Annotated in this window: 17 protein-coding genes and 3 pseudogenes; 10 read left to right on the top strand and 10 right to left on the bottom strand. The window is 67.8% G+C overall.

The genetic code is table 11. The annotated features are described in order from the left end of the window. The first annotated feature begins 119 nt into the window (after nt 1-119). A complete protein-coding gene (locus BG90_RS25220) occupies nt 120-1220 on the top strand; it encodes a GlxA family transcriptional regulator (protein WP_045568440.1) in 1101 nt (366 codons plus the stop codon). Between the two features lie 70 nt (nt 1221-1290). Here BG90_RS25220 and BG90_RS25215 read toward each other — a convergent pair whose 3' ends face one another. Continuing rightward, on the bottom strand, nt 1291-1995 hold the full coding sequence (locus BG90_RS25215) for a YceH family protein (RefSeq protein WP_025990263.1): 705 nt from the start codon (nt 1993-1995) through the stop codon (nt 1291-1293). A gap of 389 nt (nt 1996-2384) precedes the next feature. On the opposite strand from BG90_RS25215, the gene BG90_RS25210 reads away from it, so the two are divergent. Further along, complete coding sequence (locus BG90_RS25210) at nt 2385-3554, top strand: NHL repeat-containing protein (RefSeq protein ID WP_010119238.1); 1170 nt, start codon at nt 2385-2387, stop codon at nt 3552-3554. A gap of 280 nt (nt 3555-3834) precedes the next feature. Here the strand turns inward: BG90_RS25210 and BG90_RS25205 are convergent, their stop codons facing one another. The 4 genes and pseudogenes from BG90_RS25205 to BG90_RS25190 all read right to left on the bottom strand — a co-directional run bounded on the left by BG90_RS25205 (nt 3835) and on the right by BG90_RS25190 (nt 6458). Then, entirely contained in the window at nt 3835-4554 is a 720-nt protein-coding gene (locus BG90_RS25205; protein WP_010119241.1) for a glutathione S-transferase, read from the bottom strand. A 201-nt stretch (nt 4555-4755) separates the two neighbouring features. Continuing rightward, nucleotides 4756-4911, bottom strand: a pseudogene (locus BG90_RS35695) (MFS transporter); the annotation flags it as partial. 293 nt (nt 4912-5204) lie between these two features. After that, complete coding sequence (locus tag BG90_RS25195; RefSeq protein ID WP_038802090.1) at nt 5205-5675, bottom strand: cupin domain-containing protein; 471 nt, start codon at nt 5673-5675, stop codon at nt 5205-5207. Nucleotides 5676-5843: 168 nt separating this feature from the next. Next, nucleotides 5844-6458 (bottom strand): HAD-IA family hydrolase, encoded by a 615-nt coding sequence (locus BG90_RS25190; protein WP_010119246.1) that lies wholly within the window; start codon nt 6456-6458, stop codon nt 5844-5846. 189 nt (nt 6459-6647) lie between these two features. Between BG90_RS25190 and BG90_RS25185 the strand changes: the two genes are divergently transcribed. The 8 genes from BG90_RS25185 to BG90_RS25150 all read left to right on the top strand — a co-directional run bounded on the left by BG90_RS25185 (nt 6648) and on the right by BG90_RS25150 (nt 14989). Then, complete coding sequence (locus tag BG90_RS25185; protein ID WP_010119248.1) at nt 6648-7352, top strand: FadR/GntR family transcriptional regulator; 705 nt, start codon at nt 6648-6650, stop codon at nt 7350-7352. A 40-nt stretch (nt 7353-7392) separates the two neighbouring features. Beyond that, the gene (ltnD, locus tag BG90_RS25180; protein ID WP_326972869.1) at nt 7393-8313 is read left to right on the top strand and encodes an L-threonate dehydrogenase; all 921 of its coding nucleotides are present in this window, start codon (nt 7393-7395) and stop codon (nt 8311-8313) included. A gap of 22 nt (nt 8314-8335) precedes the next feature. Continuing rightward, nucleotides 8336-9751 (top strand): 3-oxo-tetronate kinase, encoded by a 1416-nt coding sequence (otnK, locus tag BG90_RS25175; RefSeq protein WP_010119252.1) that lies wholly within the window; start codon nt 8336-8338, stop codon nt 9749-9751. Beyond that, nucleotides 9748-10389, top strand: coding sequence for a 3-oxo-tetronate 4-phosphate decarboxylase (gene otnC / locus BG90_RS25170; protein ID WP_010119254.1), 642 nt, complete (start codon nt 9748-9750; stop codon nt 10387-10389). The genes otnK and otnC overlap by 4 nt, the downstream gene beginning before the upstream one ends. A gap of 102 nt (nt 10390-10491) precedes the next feature. Next, nucleotides 10492-11814, top strand: a complete 1323-nt coding sequence (locus BG90_RS25165) for an MFS transporter (protein WP_010119256.1) — start codon at nt 10492-10494, stop codon at nt 11812-11814. A gap of 84 nt (nt 11815-11898) precedes the next feature. Continuing rightward, the gene (gene otnI / locus BG90_RS25160; RefSeq protein ID WP_010119258.1) at nt 11899-12675 is read left to right on the top strand and encodes a 2-oxo-tetronate isomerase; all 777 of its coding nucleotides are present in this window, start codon (nt 11899-11901) and stop codon (nt 12673-12675) included. A 27-nt stretch (nt 12676-12702) separates the two neighbouring features. Then, nucleotides 12703-13674, top strand: coding sequence for a D-erythronate dehydrogenase (gene denD / locus BG90_RS25155; RefSeq protein WP_010119260.1), 972 nt, complete (start codon nt 12703-12705; stop codon nt 13672-13674). Between the two features lie 622 nt (nt 13675-14296). Further along, the gene (locus BG90_RS25150) at nt 14297-14989 is read left to right on the top strand and encodes an aspartyl/asparaginyl beta-hydroxylase domain-containing protein (RefSeq protein ID WP_010109346.1); all 693 of its coding nucleotides are present in this window, start codon (nt 14297-14299) and stop codon (nt 14987-14989) included. Between the two features lie 56 nt (nt 14990-15045). On the opposite strand, the pseudogene BG90_RS36860 reads toward BG90_RS25150, so the two are convergent. The 5 genes and pseudogenes from BG90_RS36860 to BG90_RS25130 form a co-directional block, all read right to left on the bottom strand. Further along, nucleotides 15046-15120: pseudogene (locus BG90_RS36860) on the bottom strand (aspartyl/asparaginyl beta-hydroxylase domain-containing protein); the annotation flags it as partial. A gap of 102 nt (nt 15121-15222) precedes the next feature. Continuing rightward, nucleotides 15223-16173, bottom strand: coding sequence for a choline ABC transporter substrate-binding protein (locus BG90_RS25145; RefSeq protein WP_010119266.1), 951 nt, complete (start codon nt 16171-16173; stop codon nt 15223-15225). A 100-nt stretch (nt 16174-16273) separates the two neighbouring features. Next, entirely contained in the window at nt 16274-17272 is a 999-nt protein-coding gene (locus BG90_RS25140; protein WP_010109349.1) for a GlxA family transcriptional regulator, read from the bottom strand. Between the two features lie 104 nt (nt 17273-17376). Continuing rightward, nucleotides 17377-18279: a choline ABC transporter permease subunit gene (choW, locus tag BG90_RS25135; protein WP_010109350.1), complete on the bottom strand. Its 903-nt coding sequence runs from the start codon at nt 18277-18279 to the stop codon at nt 17377-17379. Beyond that, a pseudogene (locus tag BG90_RS25130) lies at nt 18272-19561 on the bottom strand (quaternary amine ABC transporter ATP-binding protein); the annotation flags it as partial. The gene choW and the pseudogene BG90_RS25130, both read right to left, overlap by 8 nt. Between the last annotated feature and the right edge of the window lie 72 nt (nt 19562-19633).

Here is a 19633-nt window from a genome sequence, read left to right as displayed (position 1 = left end):
AAGTCCCGCGCAGCCCGATCGGCGACGCTCGCAGTACGGACTGCGCGGCGGCCGGCCTTCGGGCGCCCCGCAGACTGGAGACACGCCGGGCCGAGCCCGGCCAACCGACGATTGCAGCCATGACCGCCGACGTACCCGCCTCACCCCTCGCCGCCGATTCCTCGCAGCCGCGCCTGCGCTTCGGGATCGTGCTGCTGCCGAACTTCACGCTGACCGCGTTCTCGGGGTTCGTCGACATGCTGCGGCTGTCCGCCGACGACGGCGACTACAGCAAGCCGGTGCGCTGCTCGTGGACCGTGATCGGCGACACGCTCGCGCCCGTGCGCGCGAGCTGCGGGATCCAGGTCACGCCGTGGCGGACGTTCGACGAAGCGGACGCGTTCGACTACGTCGTCGTCGTGGGCGGGCTGCTGCATTCGGGGCCGCAAGCGGGGTCGGAGACGCTGCAGTTCATCCGCCGCGCGGCGGCGGCGGGCGCGAACCTCGTCGGGATCTGCACGGGCGCGTTCGCGCTGATGCGCGCGGGCGTGCTCGACGGGCACCGCGTCTGCGTCAGCTGGTTCCATTATTGGGACTTCATCGAGCGCTTCCCGAGCGTCGATCCGGATCTCCTGATCGCCGACCGCCTGTTCGTGATCGACCGGCGGCGGATCACCTGCTCGGGCGGGCGCGCGTCGATCGACGTCGCCGCGGCGATCCTGTTGCGCCACTTCGATCACGCGACCGTGCAGAAGGCGCTGCGGATCCTGCTCGTCGGCGAGATGCAGAAAGGCAACGCGCCGCAGCCGCATCCGCCCGGCCTGGAGCCGGCGACGCATCCGAAGGTCAAGCGCGCGATTCTGCTGATGGAACAGCACGTCGGGCGCGCGCTGCCGCTCGACGAGCTCGCGTGCAAGCTCGATCTGTCGACGCGACAGCTCGAACGGCTCTTCAAGGCGGAGACGGGCAAGAGCCCGCAGGCGTTCGCGAAGCAGGTGCGGCTGCGCACCGCCGCGTGGCTGCTGACGAGCTCGGACCGGACCGTCGCCGACATCGCGACGAGCTGCGGGTTCGCCGACGCGTCGCACCTCGGGCGCGAGTTCCGCAAGCAGTTCGGCGTGCCGCCCGCGGCTTACCGCGAGAAAGGCGGCGCGAGCGGGGACGGGGACGCGGCGGCGACGGCGTGCGCGCTCGACGATGCGGATGCCGATGCCCGTCGGGACGGCGTGGGCGCCGCCTGAGCGCGCCGCGGCCGGCGGCGCCGTCGTGCGGTGCCGAGCGCCCGGCAAGCGCCGCCGCACCCTTCGGCGCTCACGACTCGCGCGTGAACTTGTCGGCGTCGATGCCCAGTTCGGCGGCCATGTGCTCGACGAACGCCCGGAGACGGACCAGCTCCGCCGCCAATTGCTTCTGCTCGGCCTTCAGCGCTTCGAACTCCGACGGCGGAACCGCGTCCTCGTGAGCGCCGCGCTCAGGCGCCTCATCCGGAATCACGTCGCCGCACAACAGATGCATCCATCGGCTTTCCCGCTCGCCCGGCGCGCGCGGCAGCTTCACCACGAGCGGCGGCGTGCGCGCGGCGAGTTCGTCCAGGAACGCCTCGACCGACGAGATGTCGGCAAAGCCGTGCAAGCGCGCGCTGTTCAAGCGCAGCTCCGCGCCCGTCTGCGGGCCGCGCAACAGCAGCATCGTCAGCAATGCGGCCGCCTGGCTCGGAATGCCGAGCACGCGATTCATGTTGTGCTCGAAGCGCGGCACGCGGCTGCTGCTTCCTTCCGACGCCAGGCTGAGACGCTTCAAGCCGTCGATGGCCGTGAGCACCTCGGCTTCCGTGACGTTCATCACCGGCGATCGAGCGGTTTTCTGGTTGCATCCGGCCGTCAATGCGTTGAGCGACAACGGATACGTATCCGGAACCGTGTGCTGCTTCTCGATCAATACGCCGAGCACGCGCGCCTCGAGGGGGGTCAGCGCGCGAATGGCCGGGCGTTGGAAAGCGTCGGGAGTGGAGTTCATAGATGAGGTCGCTACGTGCTGCTCTCGTGTTGGAATCTGCTCGTGAGCCCGCCGGGAAATTCGGCGGGCGAAGCAAATGATAGCCGGGCTCGGCGCTTCAGGTAACACCGTCTGCGCCATCGGCGCAAGCGGGCGGCGCCCTTCGGCGTGCGGCGAACGCGTCGCCCGGATGCGCGGTTTCTGCCGGCCGCGAAGCATCGGCGCGGCGACGGCCCGCGCGCACGCACGCATCGATTCGCACATCGGGATGGAATAAGAAGCGTGTGCTGTTCGTTTACGCCGAGCGACCATGCGCGCGGCGTTTCGCCGCGGGCAGTCGTTGCGCCCGTCAATTGCGCTGTCAGGCAATCGGGCCGTTCTCTCGACGTCTCGAAAAATGGAGTCACGCCATGAAAGCTCTGCGTCATGTTTCCTCCCCCGACCCGCCCTCCCGCATCGCAGGCCCGCCGACGTTCGCGCGCGCGTATCGCGCCGTCGCGCGCGGCCTGCGCAACGCCGCATGCGGGGCCGGCATCGTCGCGCTATCGTCCGGTCTCGCGTGGGCGGGCGGCAACGAAACGATTCTCCCGCCATCGTCGATGACGACATCGACCGTTCCCGCCAACGGCGACGTCAACCCATACGGCATCGCCTTCGTGCCGAGCGGCGTGCCGTCGTGGAGCACGCTGAAGCCGGGCGACGTCGTCGTCTCGAACTTCAACAACCAAGCGAATCTGCAAGGCACCGGCACGACGATCGTGAAGCTCGTTCCCAACGGCGATCCGGTGACCTTCTTCCAGGGCAGCAATCTGGGCCTCACCACCGCGCTCGCGGTGCTGAGGAGCGGCTTCGTGCTCGTCGGCAACCTGCCGACGACGGACGGCTCGACGATCACGTCGTCCGGCTCGCTCCTCGTCGTCAACCCGCAAGGCAGGCTCATCAAGACACTGACGAATCCCGCGCTGCTGGACGGGCCGTGGGATCTCGCGGTGATCGACCGGGGGCAACGGATCACCGCGTTCGTGTCGAACGTGCTGAACGGCACGGTGTCGCGGCTCGACATGACGATCGGCGACAACGGCGTCACGGTGATGCCGAGCTCGCTCGTCATCGCGTCGGGCTATCTGCATCGAACCGATCCCGCGGCGCTCGTCGTCGGCCCGACGGGCTTGGCATACGATTCGACCCGCGACGTGCTGTACATCGCGTCGACGGGCGACAACGCGGTGTTCGCGATTCGCGGCGCCGCGTCGACGACGCGCAACAACGGCGTCGGACGGATGATCTACTTCGACAACGTGCATTTGCACGGACCGCTCGCGCTGGCGCTCGCGCCGAACGGTCATCTGGTCGCATCGAACGGCGACGCCGTCAATCCCGATCCGAATCAACCGAGCGAAATCGTCGAGTTCACGCCGGAGGGACGATTCATCGCACAGATGCAGGTCGATTCGGTGCCGGGGGCCGCGTTCGGTCTCGCGTTCGGGATGAGCAGCAGCGGGCAGCCGCAGTTCGCGGCGGTCGACGACAACACGAATACGGCGACCGTCTGGACGTTGCGGAAAGACAAAGGCGACTGAAACGCCAATCGCAGCGAGCCGCCGACGGCAGGGTTTCGTGTCGGCGGCTCGGACCGTCGCCGCGGATGCGCGCGCCGATCGACGACGTCGCAAGCAACCACGGTCGGCGGCGTTGCGACAGCCGCGCGGATATGCATCGTTGAATCACGCGAACTTCTTCCGTGAGCCGCAGATCCATGCCGCGTATGTCGACGATTCGGCATGGCGCGGAAGATAACGGGCCGATCATCAACGAAGGAAGCGTGCCGACCGAGGCGCTGCCCTTTCCTTCCGGCATCGCTCATCGATCCAGTTCGGCGTAGTGCCGGAATATCCCTTGTTCGTTGAACGGAATGCGCCGATCGGACGCCAGATAGCCCGCGACCGGCGGATGCTCCGCCACCCTGTCGTGCAGCTCGATCAGCTTGGCGTGCTTCTTTTCGATGCGGGCCATCGCATTCGGGAACGCGTAGCGCAGGCCCTCGATCAGCTGGAACATCGACAGATCCACGTAGGTCAAGTCGCTGCCGGCCATGTAACCGCTCTTGTGCGGGTTATGGGCGAGCACCTTGCCGAAATAGCCGAGGAACTTGGGCAGGCGATGCTCGAGGAAATCCTCCGCGCGCATCGCCGCTTCCGCCTTTTGATCCTCGTAATACAGGCCGCCCGCGATCGGATGATGGGTGTCGTGAATCTCGACGACGAAATCGGACACCGTCAACTGCAACTGATGCGCCCACAGCCGCCCGGCTTCGTCCTTCGGCGCGAGATGATGCCGGGCGCCGAGGAACAACAGGATGTTGGCGGTCTGTCCGACGATCTGGTCGCCGGCCTCGAGAAACGGCGGCGCAAACGGCAGGCATTCCGCCGACGTGCTCTCCATCAGACGCATCATCGCCGACACGCCTCGCGACGATTCGCGTGCCACATCCACGTATTCGGCTTCGGCCGCTTCGAGCGCCAGCCGCACGAATTCGCCGCGGCCCTGGATCTCGGGCCAGTAGTAAAGCTCGTAGCGCATGCTGCCCTCCATGACGTCGCATGAAAACCATGATGGAACCGGCACTCGGCTTCGAGTGTCGCGGCGAGCACGGCTGCTCGCCGCCGACGGAAAGTGACAGTCTAGGCGGAACCGCCACGACAGTCATCCGCGACTGCGGCGCAGCCGAAAGAATCCGGCAGACGATGTTCCGCCACCGCATGCCGGACGATCGTCGGCGATTGCGCCCGCGAAAGACAGGCTCGCATAGGCGAGCGTGAACAGCGCGAGACAGACCCAGGCGTTCTCGACGATCGCGGACAGCGCGATCGTCGAAGACAACAACATGCCGGGCACGAGGCAGGTCTTGCGCGCGGCGGTGGCGCGCCAGCCGCGCTTGATGCGAGCAAGCGGCTGGGACGGCTTCCAGGTGCCTACTGGCCGATGGGGGTCGCGCGAGGCCCAAGAACTCATTGCGCTCCGTCGAGAAGCCATCATCCAACGGCCGTCCGGAAGACCGGAGCAGTCGCACGAATGTCCAGTGGCGGCCGAGACGAACGACTCTTCATCGCCGGTAGCGGCCAGATGTTCGGGAGGCCGGCGAGCAGTCATTCGTCATTCATACGACAACGGCACGCGAACGCCCGCAAAGGCCGAAAACCAGCCGATCGCCGCGCGATGCACCTCACATTTCACAGCGTCCCGCCGCCGCCTAGCTCGACATACCCCTCCACTTCCCCCGCCACGAAAAGCCGCTTCCCGACTCGCGGATAATCGCAGACGTCATGCTCCAGCCGCTGCCCGGCAGCGATGAACACGAGCGGCACATCCCCCGAATTCCTCAGCACATGCGCGGGCCCGCGCCGCGCGAACCCCAGAAAATCCCCCGGCCCGACTGGATACGTCCGCTCGTCGAGCGTCGCCTCGCCATACCCGGACAGGATGTACACGCACTCCTCTTCATAGAGATGCCGGTGATACTCGGACGATTCATGCCCCGGCATGATCGTGATGATGAGAAACCCGAACTGCGTGATCCCGGTCTTGTCGCTGAGCGGCTTCTTCAAACGGATCGCGTTCTCGTTCAGCGAATGGACCGAACGCACCGCCTCCATCGCTTCGATATCGGCGGCCTTCAGCAATTCCGGAGGTTTGTTCGACATGATTTATCTCGCTCCAATGGGGATAAGTTGATTCGAGTGAAACGATCGCGAACCGCGAACCGCGCAATGCAACGAAATGCCAGCGCAAGCACCCGCGCGACCTCAAACGCGAGAGCAAACGCCATTCAATTCAACGTCAAGCACGCACGTCCGTCGACCACCGCATATCTAGACCAACTTCCGCTTCTCCAACTCTTCCGCCAGCGCATCCACACCCACGAACTTGCATCCCAGCAAACCCGCGTTCACCGCGCCTTCGACGTTGGCATCGGCATCGTCGATGAAGAGCGTCTCGTCAGCCGTCACGCCGAGCCACCCGACGCATCCCAGATAAGCCCGCGCATCCGGCTTCGCCGCGCCGAACGTCGCCGACGGATAGACGTCCGCACCGAAGACCCGCGCAACGGGAGGATTCAGATAATCGATGTAATCGGTGACGAGCCGGCAGTTGTTTGTCAGCACCGCAATCCGGCTGCGCTGCGCGACGCGCTCGGCGAGCGCGATCGCATCGAGATTCGGCGTGATCGACGCCTTGCGCGCGATCAGCCAATCGTCGCGGCTCACCGGCGCGCCGAGCAGCTCGCCCAGCTCGGTCAGGTATTGGTCGACGCCGATGAGCCCCGCGTCGGCGCGCGCCTCGAGGCCCGAGCCCCAGATCGCGTGGCGCACCGCGTCGGGCGGCCGGCCCGTCAGGTCGGCAAGGCGCGCGGTGCGCGCGGCGCGGTCGTAGACCGACAGCACGCCCTCCATATCGAACAGCACCAGCTTGATCGGCGGCGTCATGCGGTCGGCCTCGCGTAGAGCGTCCGGAAGCGCCGAACCGCCAGCGGGCGGCAGGTTCCGGACGGCGGAAAGTCTCTATTCTGCTAGCCCGGTGTCATTTCGCCAAAACCCACTTCCCGAGGGTTATCCCGAATGCCTGCCTCAATTCAAAGTTGTATGATGACCACATCACCTTACAAAATAAACGCCATGTTCGAGAAAATTCCGACCCGGGCGATGAGCGACACGGTCGCCCAGCAGCTTCTGAAGCAGATCGAGATCGGCAGCTTCGCCGGCACCGGCAAGCTGCCGACCGAAGCCGTGCTCGCGCAGGAGTTCGGCGTGAGCCGCACCGTGATCCGCGAGGCGATCTCGCGTCTGAAGAACGAAGGCGTCGTCGAGCCGCGTCAGGGCAGCGGCGTCTACATCGCGCAGCACGCGGCGATCCGGCCGCTGCGGATCGATTACGCGGAGGCGGTCGAAGCGAGTTCGCTGCCGCATCTGCTCGCGGTGCGCCGCGCGATCGAGGCGGAAGTCGCCGCCGAAGCCGCGCTCTGCCGCACCGACGAGGACATGGAAGACATCGACACCGCGCTCGCGAAGATCGACGACGCGGTCGCCGAAGGCCGCGACGGCGTCGCGGAGGACGTCGCGTTCCATCGGACGATCGCGAGCGTCACCGGCAATCCGTATTTCCTGAAGACGCTCAGCTTCCTGAACCAGTACCTCGAAGCGGGCGTGACGGTCACGCGCCGCAACGAGGCGACCCGCGAGGACTTTTCGCGGCAGGTGCGCGAGGAGCACGCGGCGATCACCGACGCGATCCGCGCGCGCGATCCGTCGGCGGCCCGCAACGCCGCCCGCGCGCACATGTACAACGCGGCCCGCCGTCTCGAGCAAGCCGGCATTTGCTGATCCGCGATCCGCGACCGGCCGCTCGCCGCGCGCGGATCGCATCCCGAACGAATCGAGAAGAAGGTTGATCATGTCACGGAATGTTGGAGTCATCGGACTGGGTGCGATGGGCCTGGGCGTCGCCCGTTCGCTGTTGCGCGCGGGCTTTCGCGTGCATGCGTGCGACGTGCGCGAGAACGTGCTCGCCGCGTTCGCCGCCGAAGGCGGCGTGCGCTGCGCGACGCCCGCCGAGCTCGGCGCGCAGTGCGACGTCGTGATCACGCTCGTCGTCAATGCGGAGCAGACGGATGCGGTGCTGTTCGGCGAGCACGGCGCGCTCGCGCAGATGAAGCCCGGCGGCGTCGTGATCTCGAGCGCGACGGTCGCGCCGGAGTTCGCCGCGCAACTCGGCGCGCGGATCGCGGCGGCCGGCGTGCTGATGCTCGACGCGCCGGTGTCGGGCGGCGCCGCGCGCGCGGCGTCGGGCGAGATGACGATGATGACGTCGGGTCCCGCCGCCGCGTACGAAGCATGCGGCGACGTGCTCGCGGCGATCGCGGGCAAGGTCTACCGGCTCGGCGACGCGCACGGCGCGGGCTCGAAGGTGAAGATCATCAACCAATTGCTCGCGGGCGTGCACATCGCGGCGGCGGCCGAGGCGATGGCGCTCGGCTTGCGCGAAGGCGTCGATCCCGACGCGCTCTACGACGTGATCACGCACAGCGCCGGCAATTCGTGGATGTTCGAGAACCGCGTGCCGCACATCCTGAACGGCGACTACACGCCGCTGTCGGCGGTCGACATCTTCGTGAAGGATCTCGGCCTCGTGCTCGACACCGCGCGCCGCAGCAAATTCCCGCTGCCGCTGTCGGCGGCCGCGCACCAGATGTTCATGAGCGCGTCGAGCGCGGGCCATGGCGGCGAGGACGACTCGGCCGTCATCAAGACCTTCCCCGGCATCACGCTGCCGGCGCGCCGCTGATTTTACGGAGGTCTCTGTCGCCATGAGCACCGATCAAGTCTTTCGTCCCCTGCTCGGCTGCATCGCCGACGATTTCACCGGCGCGACCGATCTCGCGAACATGCTCGTCAAGGGCGGCATGCGCACCGTGCAGACGATCGGCGTGCCGGCCGCCGGCGCGCCGGTCGAAGCCGATGCGATCGTCGTCGCGCTGAAGTCGCGCACGATCCCCGCCGCCGACGCGGTCGCGCAATCGCTCGCCGCGCTCGAATGGCTGCGCGCGCAGGGCTGCCGCCAGTTCTTCTTCAAATACTGCTCGACGTTCGATTCGACCGACGCGGGCAACATCGGCCCCGTCGCCGATGCGCTGCTCGATGCGCTCGCCGGCGAGGACGCGTTCACGATCGCATGCCCCGCGTTTCCCGAGAACGGCCGCACCGTCTATCGCGGCCATCTGTTCGTCGGCGATGCGCTGCTGAGCGAATCGGGCATGGAAAACCATCCGCTCACGCCGATGAAGGACGCGAATCTCGTGCACGTGCTGCAGCGGCAGACGTCGTCGAAGGTCGGGCTGATTCGCTACGACGTGATCGCGCTCGGCACGTCCGCCGTGCGCGAGACGATCGACACGCTGCGCCGCGAAGGCGTGCGGCTTGCGATCGCAGACGCGCTGACCGACCACGATCTGTACGTGCTCGGCGAGGCGTGCGCGGACCTGCCGCTGATCACGGGCGGCTCGGGCGTCGCGCTCGGCCTGCCGTCGAACTTCCGGCTCGGCGAGCTGCTGCCCGAGCGCGGCGACGCGGCCGCGCTGCCGAAGATCGAAGGCGCGTCGGCGGTGCTCGCCGGCAGCGCGTCGAAGGCGACCAACGCGCAAGTCGCCGCGTGGCGCGCCGAGCGTCCCGCATTCCGGATCGATCCGCTCGCGGCCGCGCGCGGCGAGCCCGTCGTCGAGCAGGCGCTCGCGTTCGCACGCTCGCATCTGCCGCAACCGGTGCTGATCTACGCGACCGCCGCGCCCGACGAAGTGAAGCAGGTGCAGCAGACGCTCGGCGTCGAGGCCGCCGGCCATCTCGTCGAAAAAACGCTCGCCGCGATCGCGCGCGGGCTGCGCGAACTCGGCGTGCGCAAGTTCGTCGTCGCGGGCGGCGAGACGTCGGGCGCGATCGTGCAGGCGCTCGACGTGAAGTCGCTGCAGATCGGCGAGCAGATCGACCCCGGCGTGCCCGCGACCGCGACGCCCGGAGGAAGTCCCTGTGGGACGCCCGGAGGAAGTCCCTGTGGGACGCCCGGAGGAAGTCCCTGTGGGACGCCCGGAGGAAGTCCCCATGGGACGCCCGGAGGAAGCCCCCATGGAACGCTCGACGCCGAGCCGCTCGGCCTCGCGCTGAAATCGGGCAATTTCGGCGCGACCGACTTCTTCGAGAAGGCGCTGCGCGCGCTGGAGGGCGCCGCATGAGCGCCGCCGAAGCGACCCTGCGCGAACAGATCTGCGAGATCGGCGCGAGCCTCTACGCGCGCGGCCATGCGGTCGGCAGCGCGGGCAACATCAGCGCGAAGCTCGACGACGGCTGGCTGATCACGCCGACCGACGCGTGCCTCGGCCGCCTCGATCCGGCCGGCATCGCGAAGGTCGATCTCGCGGGCCACGCGGTATCGGGCGGCAAGCCGTCGAAGACGCTCGCGCTGCATCGCGGCATCTACGCGCGCAACGCCGAAGCGCGCGGGATCGTCCACACGCACTCGACGCACCTCGTCGCGCTCACGCTCGCGGGCGTCTGGAGCGAAGCCGACGTGCTGCCGCCGATCACGCCGTACTACGTGATGAAGGTCGGCCACATTCCGCTCATCCGCTATCGCCGTCCGGGCGATCCCGCCGTCGCGGCCGAGGTCGCGGCGCTCGCCGATCGCGTGCGCGGCGTGCTGCTCGAACGGCTCGGCCCGGTCGTCTGGGGCCCGTCGGTCGCGCATGCGTCGTACGCGCTCGAAGAGCTCGAGGAGACCGCCCGGCTGTGGCTGATGACGAACCCCAAACCCGAGCCGCTCGATGACGCCGCGCTGAACGAACTGCGCGATGCGTTCGGTGCGCGCTGGTAACGCTGTCCTGCCCGCCGTGTGCGCGGGCCAATCAACCAGCACACGACAAAACGCAGCGGCCGCGCACGCGGCCGGCGTCGATAACTCATGGAGACACCGGAAATGATACCCAGCCAAGCAGCCGCGGCCCGGCCGCTCGACACGGCCGGACAGGCCGAGCTCGACCTGACCTACAAGAAAGTGTTCTGGCGCATCGTGCCGTTCCTGATGCTCTGCTATGTGATCGCGTATCTCGATCGCGTGAACGTCGGGTTCGCGAAGCTGCAGATGTCGCAGGATCTCGCGTTCAGCGAAACCGTGTTCGGCCTCGGCGCGGGGATTTTCTTCCTCGGCTACTTCCTGTTCGAGCTGCCGAGCAACATGCTGATGCACCGGATCGGCGCGCGCATCTGGATCGCGCGGATCATGATCACGTGGGGCCTCCTGTCCGCGCTCTTCGCGTTCGTGAAGACGCCGGCGCAGTTCTACGCGCTGCGCTTCCTGCTCGGCCTCGCGGAAGCGGGCTTCTATCCGGGCGTGATCCTGTATCTCACGTACTGGTTCCCGACGCATCGCCGCGCGAAGATCATCGCGGTGTTCATGTCGGCGATTCCGGTGTCGGGGATTTTCGGCAATCCGCTGTCCGGCTGGATCATGGAGCGATTCCACGGCGGCGCCGGCTTCCACGGCTGGCAATGGATGTTCGTGATCGAGGCGGTGCCCGCGATCGCGATCGGCATCGCGACGATCCTCTATCTCGACAACAGCATCCGCAGCGCGAAGTGGCTCACCGAGCGCGAGAAGAAGCGCTTGACCGACGAGATCGAAGCGCAGCCGCACGAGCGCAACAAGCACGAGCATTCGCTCTCGACCGTGCTGCGCGATCCGCGGATGTGGTGGATGTCGCTGATCTACTTCACGTTCGTCACCGGCCAGTACGGGCTCACGTTCTGGATGCCGACGCTCGTCAAATCGACGGGCATCACCGACACGCTGCAGATCGGCCTCTTGAGCGCGATTCCGTTCGCGGTCGCGATCGTCGTGATGAACCTGTTCGGCCATAGCGCGGACAAGCGCCGCGAGCGCCGCTGGCACCTGATCGTTCCCGCGATGATGGGCACCGTCGGCTTCGCGGTCGCCGCGTCGTACTCGCACAATACCGCCGTGTCGATCCTGTTCCTGTCGATCGCCGCCGGCGGCGTGCTGACCTGCGCGCCGCTCTTCTGGTCGCTGCCGACCGCGTTTCTCGCGGGCAGCGGCGCCGCGGCCGGCATCGCGATCATCAATTCGATCGGCAACCTCGCCGGCTTTGCGAGCCCCTATCTGATCGGCTATCTGAAGGACGCGACGCACAGCACCGCATCGGGCATGTACGTGCTCGCCGCGATGCTCGTGATCGGCTCGATCGCCGTGTGGCTCACGCCCGCGAAGCTCGTCAACCGATAATCGACCGTCGGCGGGGCGGCGCGCGCGTTGCGATGCGCGCGCCGCCCCGCCGCCCACTCAACCTCCTGACCCGGAACCGACGCCATGCCGCGCTTCGCCGCCAACCTCACGATGATGTACAACGAGCACGCGTTCCTCGACCGCTTCGCCGCCGCGGCACGCGACGGCTTCAAGGCGGTCGAGTACCTGTTTCCGTACGATTTTCCCGCCGCCGAGCTGAAAGCGCGCCTCGACGCGCACGGCCTCGTGCAGGCGCTCTTCAACGCGCCGCCCGGCGACTGGGCGGCGGGCGAGCGCGGGATCGCGTCGCTGCCGGGCCGCGAGGACGAGTTCAGGCGCGCGATCGACACCGCGCTCGACTACGCGCGCGTGATCGGCAACGGCAAGATCCACGTGATGGCGGGCCTGATCGCACCGACGCAGGATCGCGCGAAGCATCGCGACACGTATCTGCACAACCTCGCGCACGCGGCCGAAGCGGCGCGCGCGGAGAACGTCGCGATCGTCATCGAGCCGATCAACCCGCGCGACATGCCGGGCTTCTTCCTGAACCGCCAGGGCGACGCGCAGGCGATCTGCCGCGAGGTCGGCGCGCCGAACCTGAAGGTGCAGTTCGACTGCTATCACTGCCAGATCGTCGAAGGCGATCTCGCGACGAAGCTCAAGCGCGACATCGCGGGCATCGGCCACATCCAGATCGCGGGCGTGCCGGAGCGCCACGAGCCGGACGTCGGCGAAATCAACTATCCGTATCTGTTCGAGCTGATCGACGCGCTCGGCTACGACGGCTGGATCGGCTGCGAGTATCGGCCGAAGGCCGGCACGTCCGAGGGCCTCGGCTGGCTCGCGCCCTACCTGTAATCCCGCATTCTCACGAGGCACACTTCGATGAAAGTTCTGATCACTGGCGGCGCCGGCTTCCTCGGCCAGCGTCTCGCAAAACAGCTGCTCGCGCGCGGCGAGCTGGCCGGCCCGAACGGCGCGCCGGAACGGATCGACGCGCTCGTGCTGCTCGACGTCGTCAAGAGCAACGACTTCGGCGATCCGCGCGTGACGACGATCGTCGGCGACATCGCCGAGCGCGCCGTGCTCGACAGCGCGATCGACGAGCATACGCGCGCGATCTTCCATCTCGCCGCGATCGTCAGCGGCCAGGCGGAAGCCGACTTCGACCTCGGGATGCGGATCAATCTCGACGCGTCGCGCCTGCTGCTCGACGTATGCCGCGCGCGCGGTCACCGGCCGCGCGTCGTGTTCACGAGCTCGGTCGCGGTCTACGGCGGCGCGCTGCCCGACGTCGTGCAGGACGACACCGCGCTCGATCCGCAGTCGTCGTACGGCGCGCAAAAGGCGATCGCCGAGCGGCTGCTGTCCGACTACGCGCGGCGCGGCTTCGTCGACGGCCGCGTGCTAAGGCTGCCGACGATCAGCGTGCGGCCCGGCCGGCCGAACGCGGCGGCTTCGTCGTTCGCGAGCGGGATCATCCGCGAGCCGCTGAACGGCGAGGAAGCCGTGTGCCCGGTGCCGGGCGACACGCGGCTGTGGCTGCTGTCGCCGCGCCGCGCGATCGAGGCGCTGATCGCCGGCTGCGAGCTCGACGGCGCGAAGCTCGGCAACCGGCGCGTGATCAATCTGCCGGGGATCTCGGTGACGGTCGACGAAATGATCGACGCGCTGCGCGAAGTCGCCGGCGCCGACGCGGTGAAGCTGATCCGCCGCGCCGAGGACGAGCGCGTCGTCAAGATCGTCGGCAGCTGGCCGGGACGGTGGGACACGTCGCGCGCCGAGGCGCTCGGCCTGAAGGGCGATGCGAGTTTCGTCGACGTGATCCGCGGCTACATCGACGACGATCGGCGTTGAGCCGCGACGCCCGTCCGGGTCGTGCCGCGGGCGGGCGCATCGAATCGGTTCCAATCGCCCGCCCTCTTCCGGCTTGCCGCACGAGCGACGCCCCGGCGGGCGGACGCTTCCGCGCGGCGGGCGATCGATGCTCGTCGATGACGGTCGCAGATGACGCTCGCCGATAACGCTTTCCGTGTCGCGCACGATCCGCCCGCGCCGGCGCTTTCGCGGCCGACCCGCCGACACTTTGCTCGGCTCGACCTTCACCGCCGCACTCGCCCCGGCCGGTTCGACTCGTCCCGAACCGAACCGGCCGCGATCGACGCCCGGCGCTCCCCGCCTTCACGCCGCGCCAAGCTGCGCCCGCGAGCTTACGTTTCGCCCATCGCTCGCTTCCACGCGGCAAACGCGCACGCGGCACGCGCGCCCGGCGTTACGCTTCGAAGGCCGACGCGACAGCGGCGCGCAGCCCACTCGCCGCGCCGCGTCAAGCCCCGCGCCTTCGACACCGCCGGCATCCGCGCAGCAAGCCGCGTTTCGGACTATCGTTATAAGAATCCGGTCCTTGATTTCGCGCCGGTGCGCCACCGGACGACTGGACGAGCCTCGCCCGACGCGCCGGCCCGACGAACGCTTGGATATGGCTGCCATCTACGATTTCAGCGCGCGCAAGCTGCGCGACCTCTACGATCGACGGCTCCGCTGCGGCGCGGTGCTGGACACGGCCGCGCTGTTTCCGGACGCCGCGCGCTTCACGTCCGCGTGGCGCGCGATCCGCGACGAGGCGCTCGCGGTGGCGCGCGACCTGAGCCGGATTCCGCGCTTCCACGAGATCATGCGCGAGCAGGCGGCGATCTCCGCGAACGACGCGCGCGACTGGCGGATGTTCATCATGCAGGCATACGGCGTGCGCTTCCCGCGGAACCTGGGGCGCTGCCCGACGCTCGCGTCGAGCGTCGCGGCGTCGCCCGACGTGCTGTCCGCGGCGTTCTCATTCCTCGCGCCGGGCAAGCACATCCCGCCGCATCGCGGTCCGTTTCGCGGCATCCTGCGCGGCTATCTGGTGCTGTCGATGCCGACGCGCGCGGACGGCACGCCCGCCGCCGTCCTGAAGATCGACGGCCGCGATTACCGGCTTCACGACGGCCAGTTCCTGCTATGGGACGACACGTTCGAGCACGAGGTCTGGAACGAGAGCGACGAAGTGCGGATCGTGCTGCTGCTCGACATCCGCCGGCGCGACCTGCCGCCCGCGCTCGCGCTGCTGTCGGGCGCGCTGATCCGGCTGGTGCGCGTCGCGATCCGGCTGCGCGGCGGCGCGATTCCGGTCTAGCCGGCTCGCGCGCCGTGGCGAACGCACATCGCTCACCGCGACGGAATCGCAACGGGAATCCCGCCGATCGCGCGGTTCACCGCCTGCGCCCACCGGCATGTCATCGGCCGCTCGATGTCGCCGAACAGGATGGGCGGCAGGAAAGGCAATCCGCTCGTCGGCCGGATCAATGAAAAACCCGGCAGACGAGCGCGCGCGGCGCGGGCGGGATGCCCACGCAGCGCTTGCCGCGCTTACTGAACGCCGAGGTAGTGCTTGACGGCCGGCAGGCCCGGCTTGCCGTCGAACGTCGTCACGCCGGCGAGCCACTTGTCGAGCGCCTGCGGATTCGCCTTCAGCCACTCGCTCGCCGCCTTGTTCGGATCTTCCTTGTTCATGATCGGCAGCATCACGTGATTCTCGATCGACGTCGTGAACTGCAGGTTCGACACGAACTTCGCGACGTTCGGGCAGCGCGTCGAGTAATCGGGCGGCGTCGCGGTCAGCACTTTCGCTTCGCCGTAGTTCGGGCCGAACACGTCGTCGCCGCCGCTCAGGTAATCGATCTTCATCTGCACGTTCATCGGATGCGGCTCCCAGCCGAGGAACACGATCCACTGCTTGTCGCGGATCGCGCGGTTCACCTCGACCAGCATCCCCGCCTCGCTCGACTCGACCAGCTTGAACTTGCCGAGGCCGAACTGGTTGCCGTCGATCATCTTCTTGATGAGCGCGTTGCCGTCGTTGCCGGGCTCGATCCCGTAGATCTTGCCGTTCAGCTTGTCCGCGAACCTCTGGATGTCGGCGAACGACTTCAGGCCGCCCTGGTACACGTAATCCGGCACCGCGAGCGTGTACTTCGCGCCCGTCAGGTTCGGCGTCGCCAGCACCTTGATCGTGCCCGCCTTCGTGAACGGCGCGATCATCGGATCCATCGTCGGCGACCAGTAGCCGAGAAACACGTCGATCTGCTTGCTCTTGATCCCGGCGAACGTGATCGGCACCGACGCGATCGTCTTCGTCGGCGTGTAGCCGAGTCCGGCGAGCATCGTCGACGCGAGTCCCGTCGTCGCGGCGATGTCGGTCCAGCCGACGTCCGCAAAGCGCACCGCCTTGCAGGTCGACGGATCGCCCGCCCAGGCGCTCGCGAGCGGCGCAGCCGCAATGGCGAGCCCGCAGGCCGCCGCGATCAGATTTCGCTTCATCGTGCTTCTCCTCATCAACAAAGATGTCGTCAACATGGGATCGGTTCGTTGCTTGAACGCGCGCCGCGATCCCGGCGGCCACGCGTTTCGTTCGATGCGGTCAGCGCACCGGCACGCGCCGCTCGTGGCTCGGCGCATGGCCGAACTGCGCGCGGTACGCCTTGCTGAAATGGCACGGCGAATGAAAGCCGCAGATCGTCGTCACGCGCGCGATCGACGCGTCGGTCGTGCGCAGCAGATCGCGCGCGCGCTTCAGACGCAGCGTCAGGTAGTAATGCGTCGGCGACACGTTCAGATAGACCTTGAACATGCGCTGCAGATGCCGCTGCGACAGCCGCACGAGCCGCGCGAGCTCCTCGAGCGACAGCGGCTCCTCGATGTTGGCCTCCATCAGCCGCACGACCTCGATCAGCTCCGCGCGCGAGAAGCCGACGCGCGCGTCGACCGGAATCGGCTGCGGATCGGTCGCGCCGCGAATGCGCTCGAGAATGAACTGCTCGGAGACCTGCGCGGCGAGCGGCGGCCCGAGCCGCATGCCGACGAGGTTCAGCATCAGGTCGAGCGGCGCGGTGCCGCCCGTGCAGGTCAGCCGGTCGCGGTCGACGACGAACAGCTCGTCGGCGAAGCGCACTTGCGGAAACTCCGCGTGCAGCGCCGACAGGTTTTCCCAGTGCACCGCGCACCGGTAGCCGTCGAGCAGGCCGCACGCCATCAGCGCGTATGCGCCCGTGCAGATGCCGCCGAGCGGCACGTCGCGCGCGGCGAGCGCCGCGAGCGCGTCGCGCACCGGGGCGTCGACCGCCTCGCGAATCCGGATCCCGCCGCAGACGATCATCACGTCGGGCGGGTCGCCGACGTCGAGCATCCGCGTCGGCCGCACCGCGATCCCGTTGCTCGCGCGCACGGGCGCGCCGTCGAGCGAGAAGATCGACCAGCGGTAATGCTCGGCGCGCGCGACATAGTTCGCCATGCGCAGCACCTCGACCGCGCTCGTGAACGCGATCATCGAGAAATTCGGCAACGTCAGGAACCCGAAATGCGCGACCGAGGAAACCGGCTCGGCGCAGGCGGCGGGTGCGGCAGCGGCGGCGGACGTCACATCGTTCTCCAGCGAACGGGTTGCACGAAGCCGCTCCGGCGGCGGAACGCCCGCCGGAGACGACGCGATTGATCGACTCGCGAAACGAAGGAAGGGGAAAAGCGTCAGGCCTGCGCGACCGACGAGCGCGAGCGCGGACCGAACAGGTGCCTGAAGCCGGAGAAGAGCGGCGCTTTCACGGTGCCCGGCGCGCGGCCGAAGCTCTCGGTGATGCGGTCGAGGATGATCGCGAGCAGCACGACCGACAGGCCGCTTTCGAAGCCGAGGCCGATGTCGAGGCGCTGGATGCTCGCGAGCACGTCGTTGCCGAGGCCGCCCGCGCCGACCATCGACGCGATGATCACCATCGACAGCGCCATCATGATCGTCTGGTTCACGCCCTGCATGATCGACGGCAGCGCATTCGGGAACTGCACCTTGTAGAGCAGCTGCCACGGCGTGCAGCCGAACGCCTGCCCCGCCTCGACGATCTCGCGGTTCACATGGCGGATGCCGAGGCTCGTCAGGCGCACCGCGGGCGGCATCGCGAAGATCACCGTCGACAGGATGCCCGGCACGCGGCCGAGGCCGAACAGCATCGCGGCCGGAATCAGGTAGACGAACGCGGGCATCGTCTGCATCAGATCGAGGATCGGACGCACGATCGCCGCGACCCACTTGCTCTTCGCGGCCCAGATGCCGAGCGGAATGCCGAGCACGAGGCTCACGATCGTCGACGACAGCGTGAGCCCGAGCGTGACGATCATCTGGTCCCAGAAGCCCGTCGCGAAGATCAGGAACAGCGACAGCGCGGTGAAGATCGCGAAGCGCCAGCCGACGCGCCAGAGCCCGACGCCGATGAAGAGCGCCATCATCGCCCACATCGGCACGGCCTGCAGCCCGTGCTCGACGAGCGCGGCGAGCCCCTCGATCGCGCGGCCGATCGCATCGAACGTCTTCGCATCGTGGTCGAGCAGATAGTGAACCGACTGATCGACCCAGCTACCGAGCGGAATGAGTTCAGACATGGGAACCTCGCGAACGCGTAATGGCTTTCAGAAGCACGGCCCGGTCGACCGAGCCGCAATAACAGCCGTCGTCGTCGACGACGGGCAGTGCATGCGAATGCGCGACGACGCGCTCGACGACGTGATCGAGCGTCGCATCGCGCCGGATGCTCTCGACCTGGCGGACGTTCGGCGTCGCGCTGTTCAGCGCGTCGCGCGTGACGAAGCCGCGGATCTTGCGCGCGTCGTCGAGCACGAACGCGTACTCCGCGCTGCCGTTCAGCGAGGCGGCGACGTTCGTCGCGTCGAGCTTCGACACGAGCGGCACGGCGCCCGTCAGCATCAGGTCGCCCGCCGTCAGATAGCGGCTCGTGTCGATGCCTTCGAAGAACGCGCGCACGTAGTCGTCGGCGGGGCTCGCGATGATCTCCTGCGGCGTGCCGACCTGCACGAGCCGGCCGCCTTCCATGATCGCGATCCGGCTGCCGATGCGCAGCGCCTCTTCGAGATCGTGCGACACGAACATGATCGTGCGGCGCTGCTCCTTCTGCAGTTGCAGCAGCACGTTCTGCATTTCCTTGCGCTTCAGCGGATCGAGCGCGGAGAACGCCTCGTCCATGATCATCAGCGACGGGTTGACGGCGAGCGCGCGCGCGAGGCCGACGCGCTGCTGCATGCCGCCCGACAGCTCGGCGGGCAGCTTGTGCGCGAATTGCGCGAGGCCGACCTGCTCGAGCACTTCCATCGCGCGCCGCTCGCGATCCTTGCGGCTCATGCCGCCGACTTCGAGGCCGAACGCGGCGTTCGACAGCACCGTGCGCTGCGGCATCAGCGCGAACGACTGGAACACCATGCTCATGTCCGTGCGGCGCAGCGCGGTCAGCTCGGAACGGCGCACCGCGGCGACGTCGCGACCGTCGATCAGCACCTTGCCGGCGCTCGGCTCGACGAGCCGGTTGACGAGCCGGATCAGCGTCGACTTGCCGGAGCCGGACAGGCCCATCAGCACGAAAATCTCGCCTTCCCGCACGTCGAACGATACGTTGTGCACGCCGACCACCTGGCCCGTGCGCGCGAACACGTCGTCCTTCGTCGCGCCCGCGGCGAGCATGTCCAGCGCTTGCCGCGGATTGCTTCCAAACACCTTGCACAGACCTTCGACTACAACCTTCGGGGCATCCATTGCAACGTCTCCTCGTGTAGCGGGGAAATACGCCGTCACAGCGTGCCTACATGGTTGCTAGAAAAAACCCCGTGCAGCCGACGAATTACGACAAACGCTTGCGCAAATACGACACGCCCGTGCATCGCAGCAATGGTGCGGTGCACGAGCGCGCGAAGCCGCCGCACCGCCGCTCCCGGCCCGCGCGCCGCT

It is taken from the genome of Burkholderia oklahomensis C6786 (genome assembly GCF_000959365.1).
Classification (GTDB): domain Bacteria; phylum Pseudomonadota; class Gammaproteobacteria; order Burkholderiales; family Burkholderiaceae; genus Burkholderia; species Burkholderia oklahomensis.
Note: the sequence above shows the minus strand (reverse complement) of the source record. Positions and strands in the feature narration are given on the sequence as shown.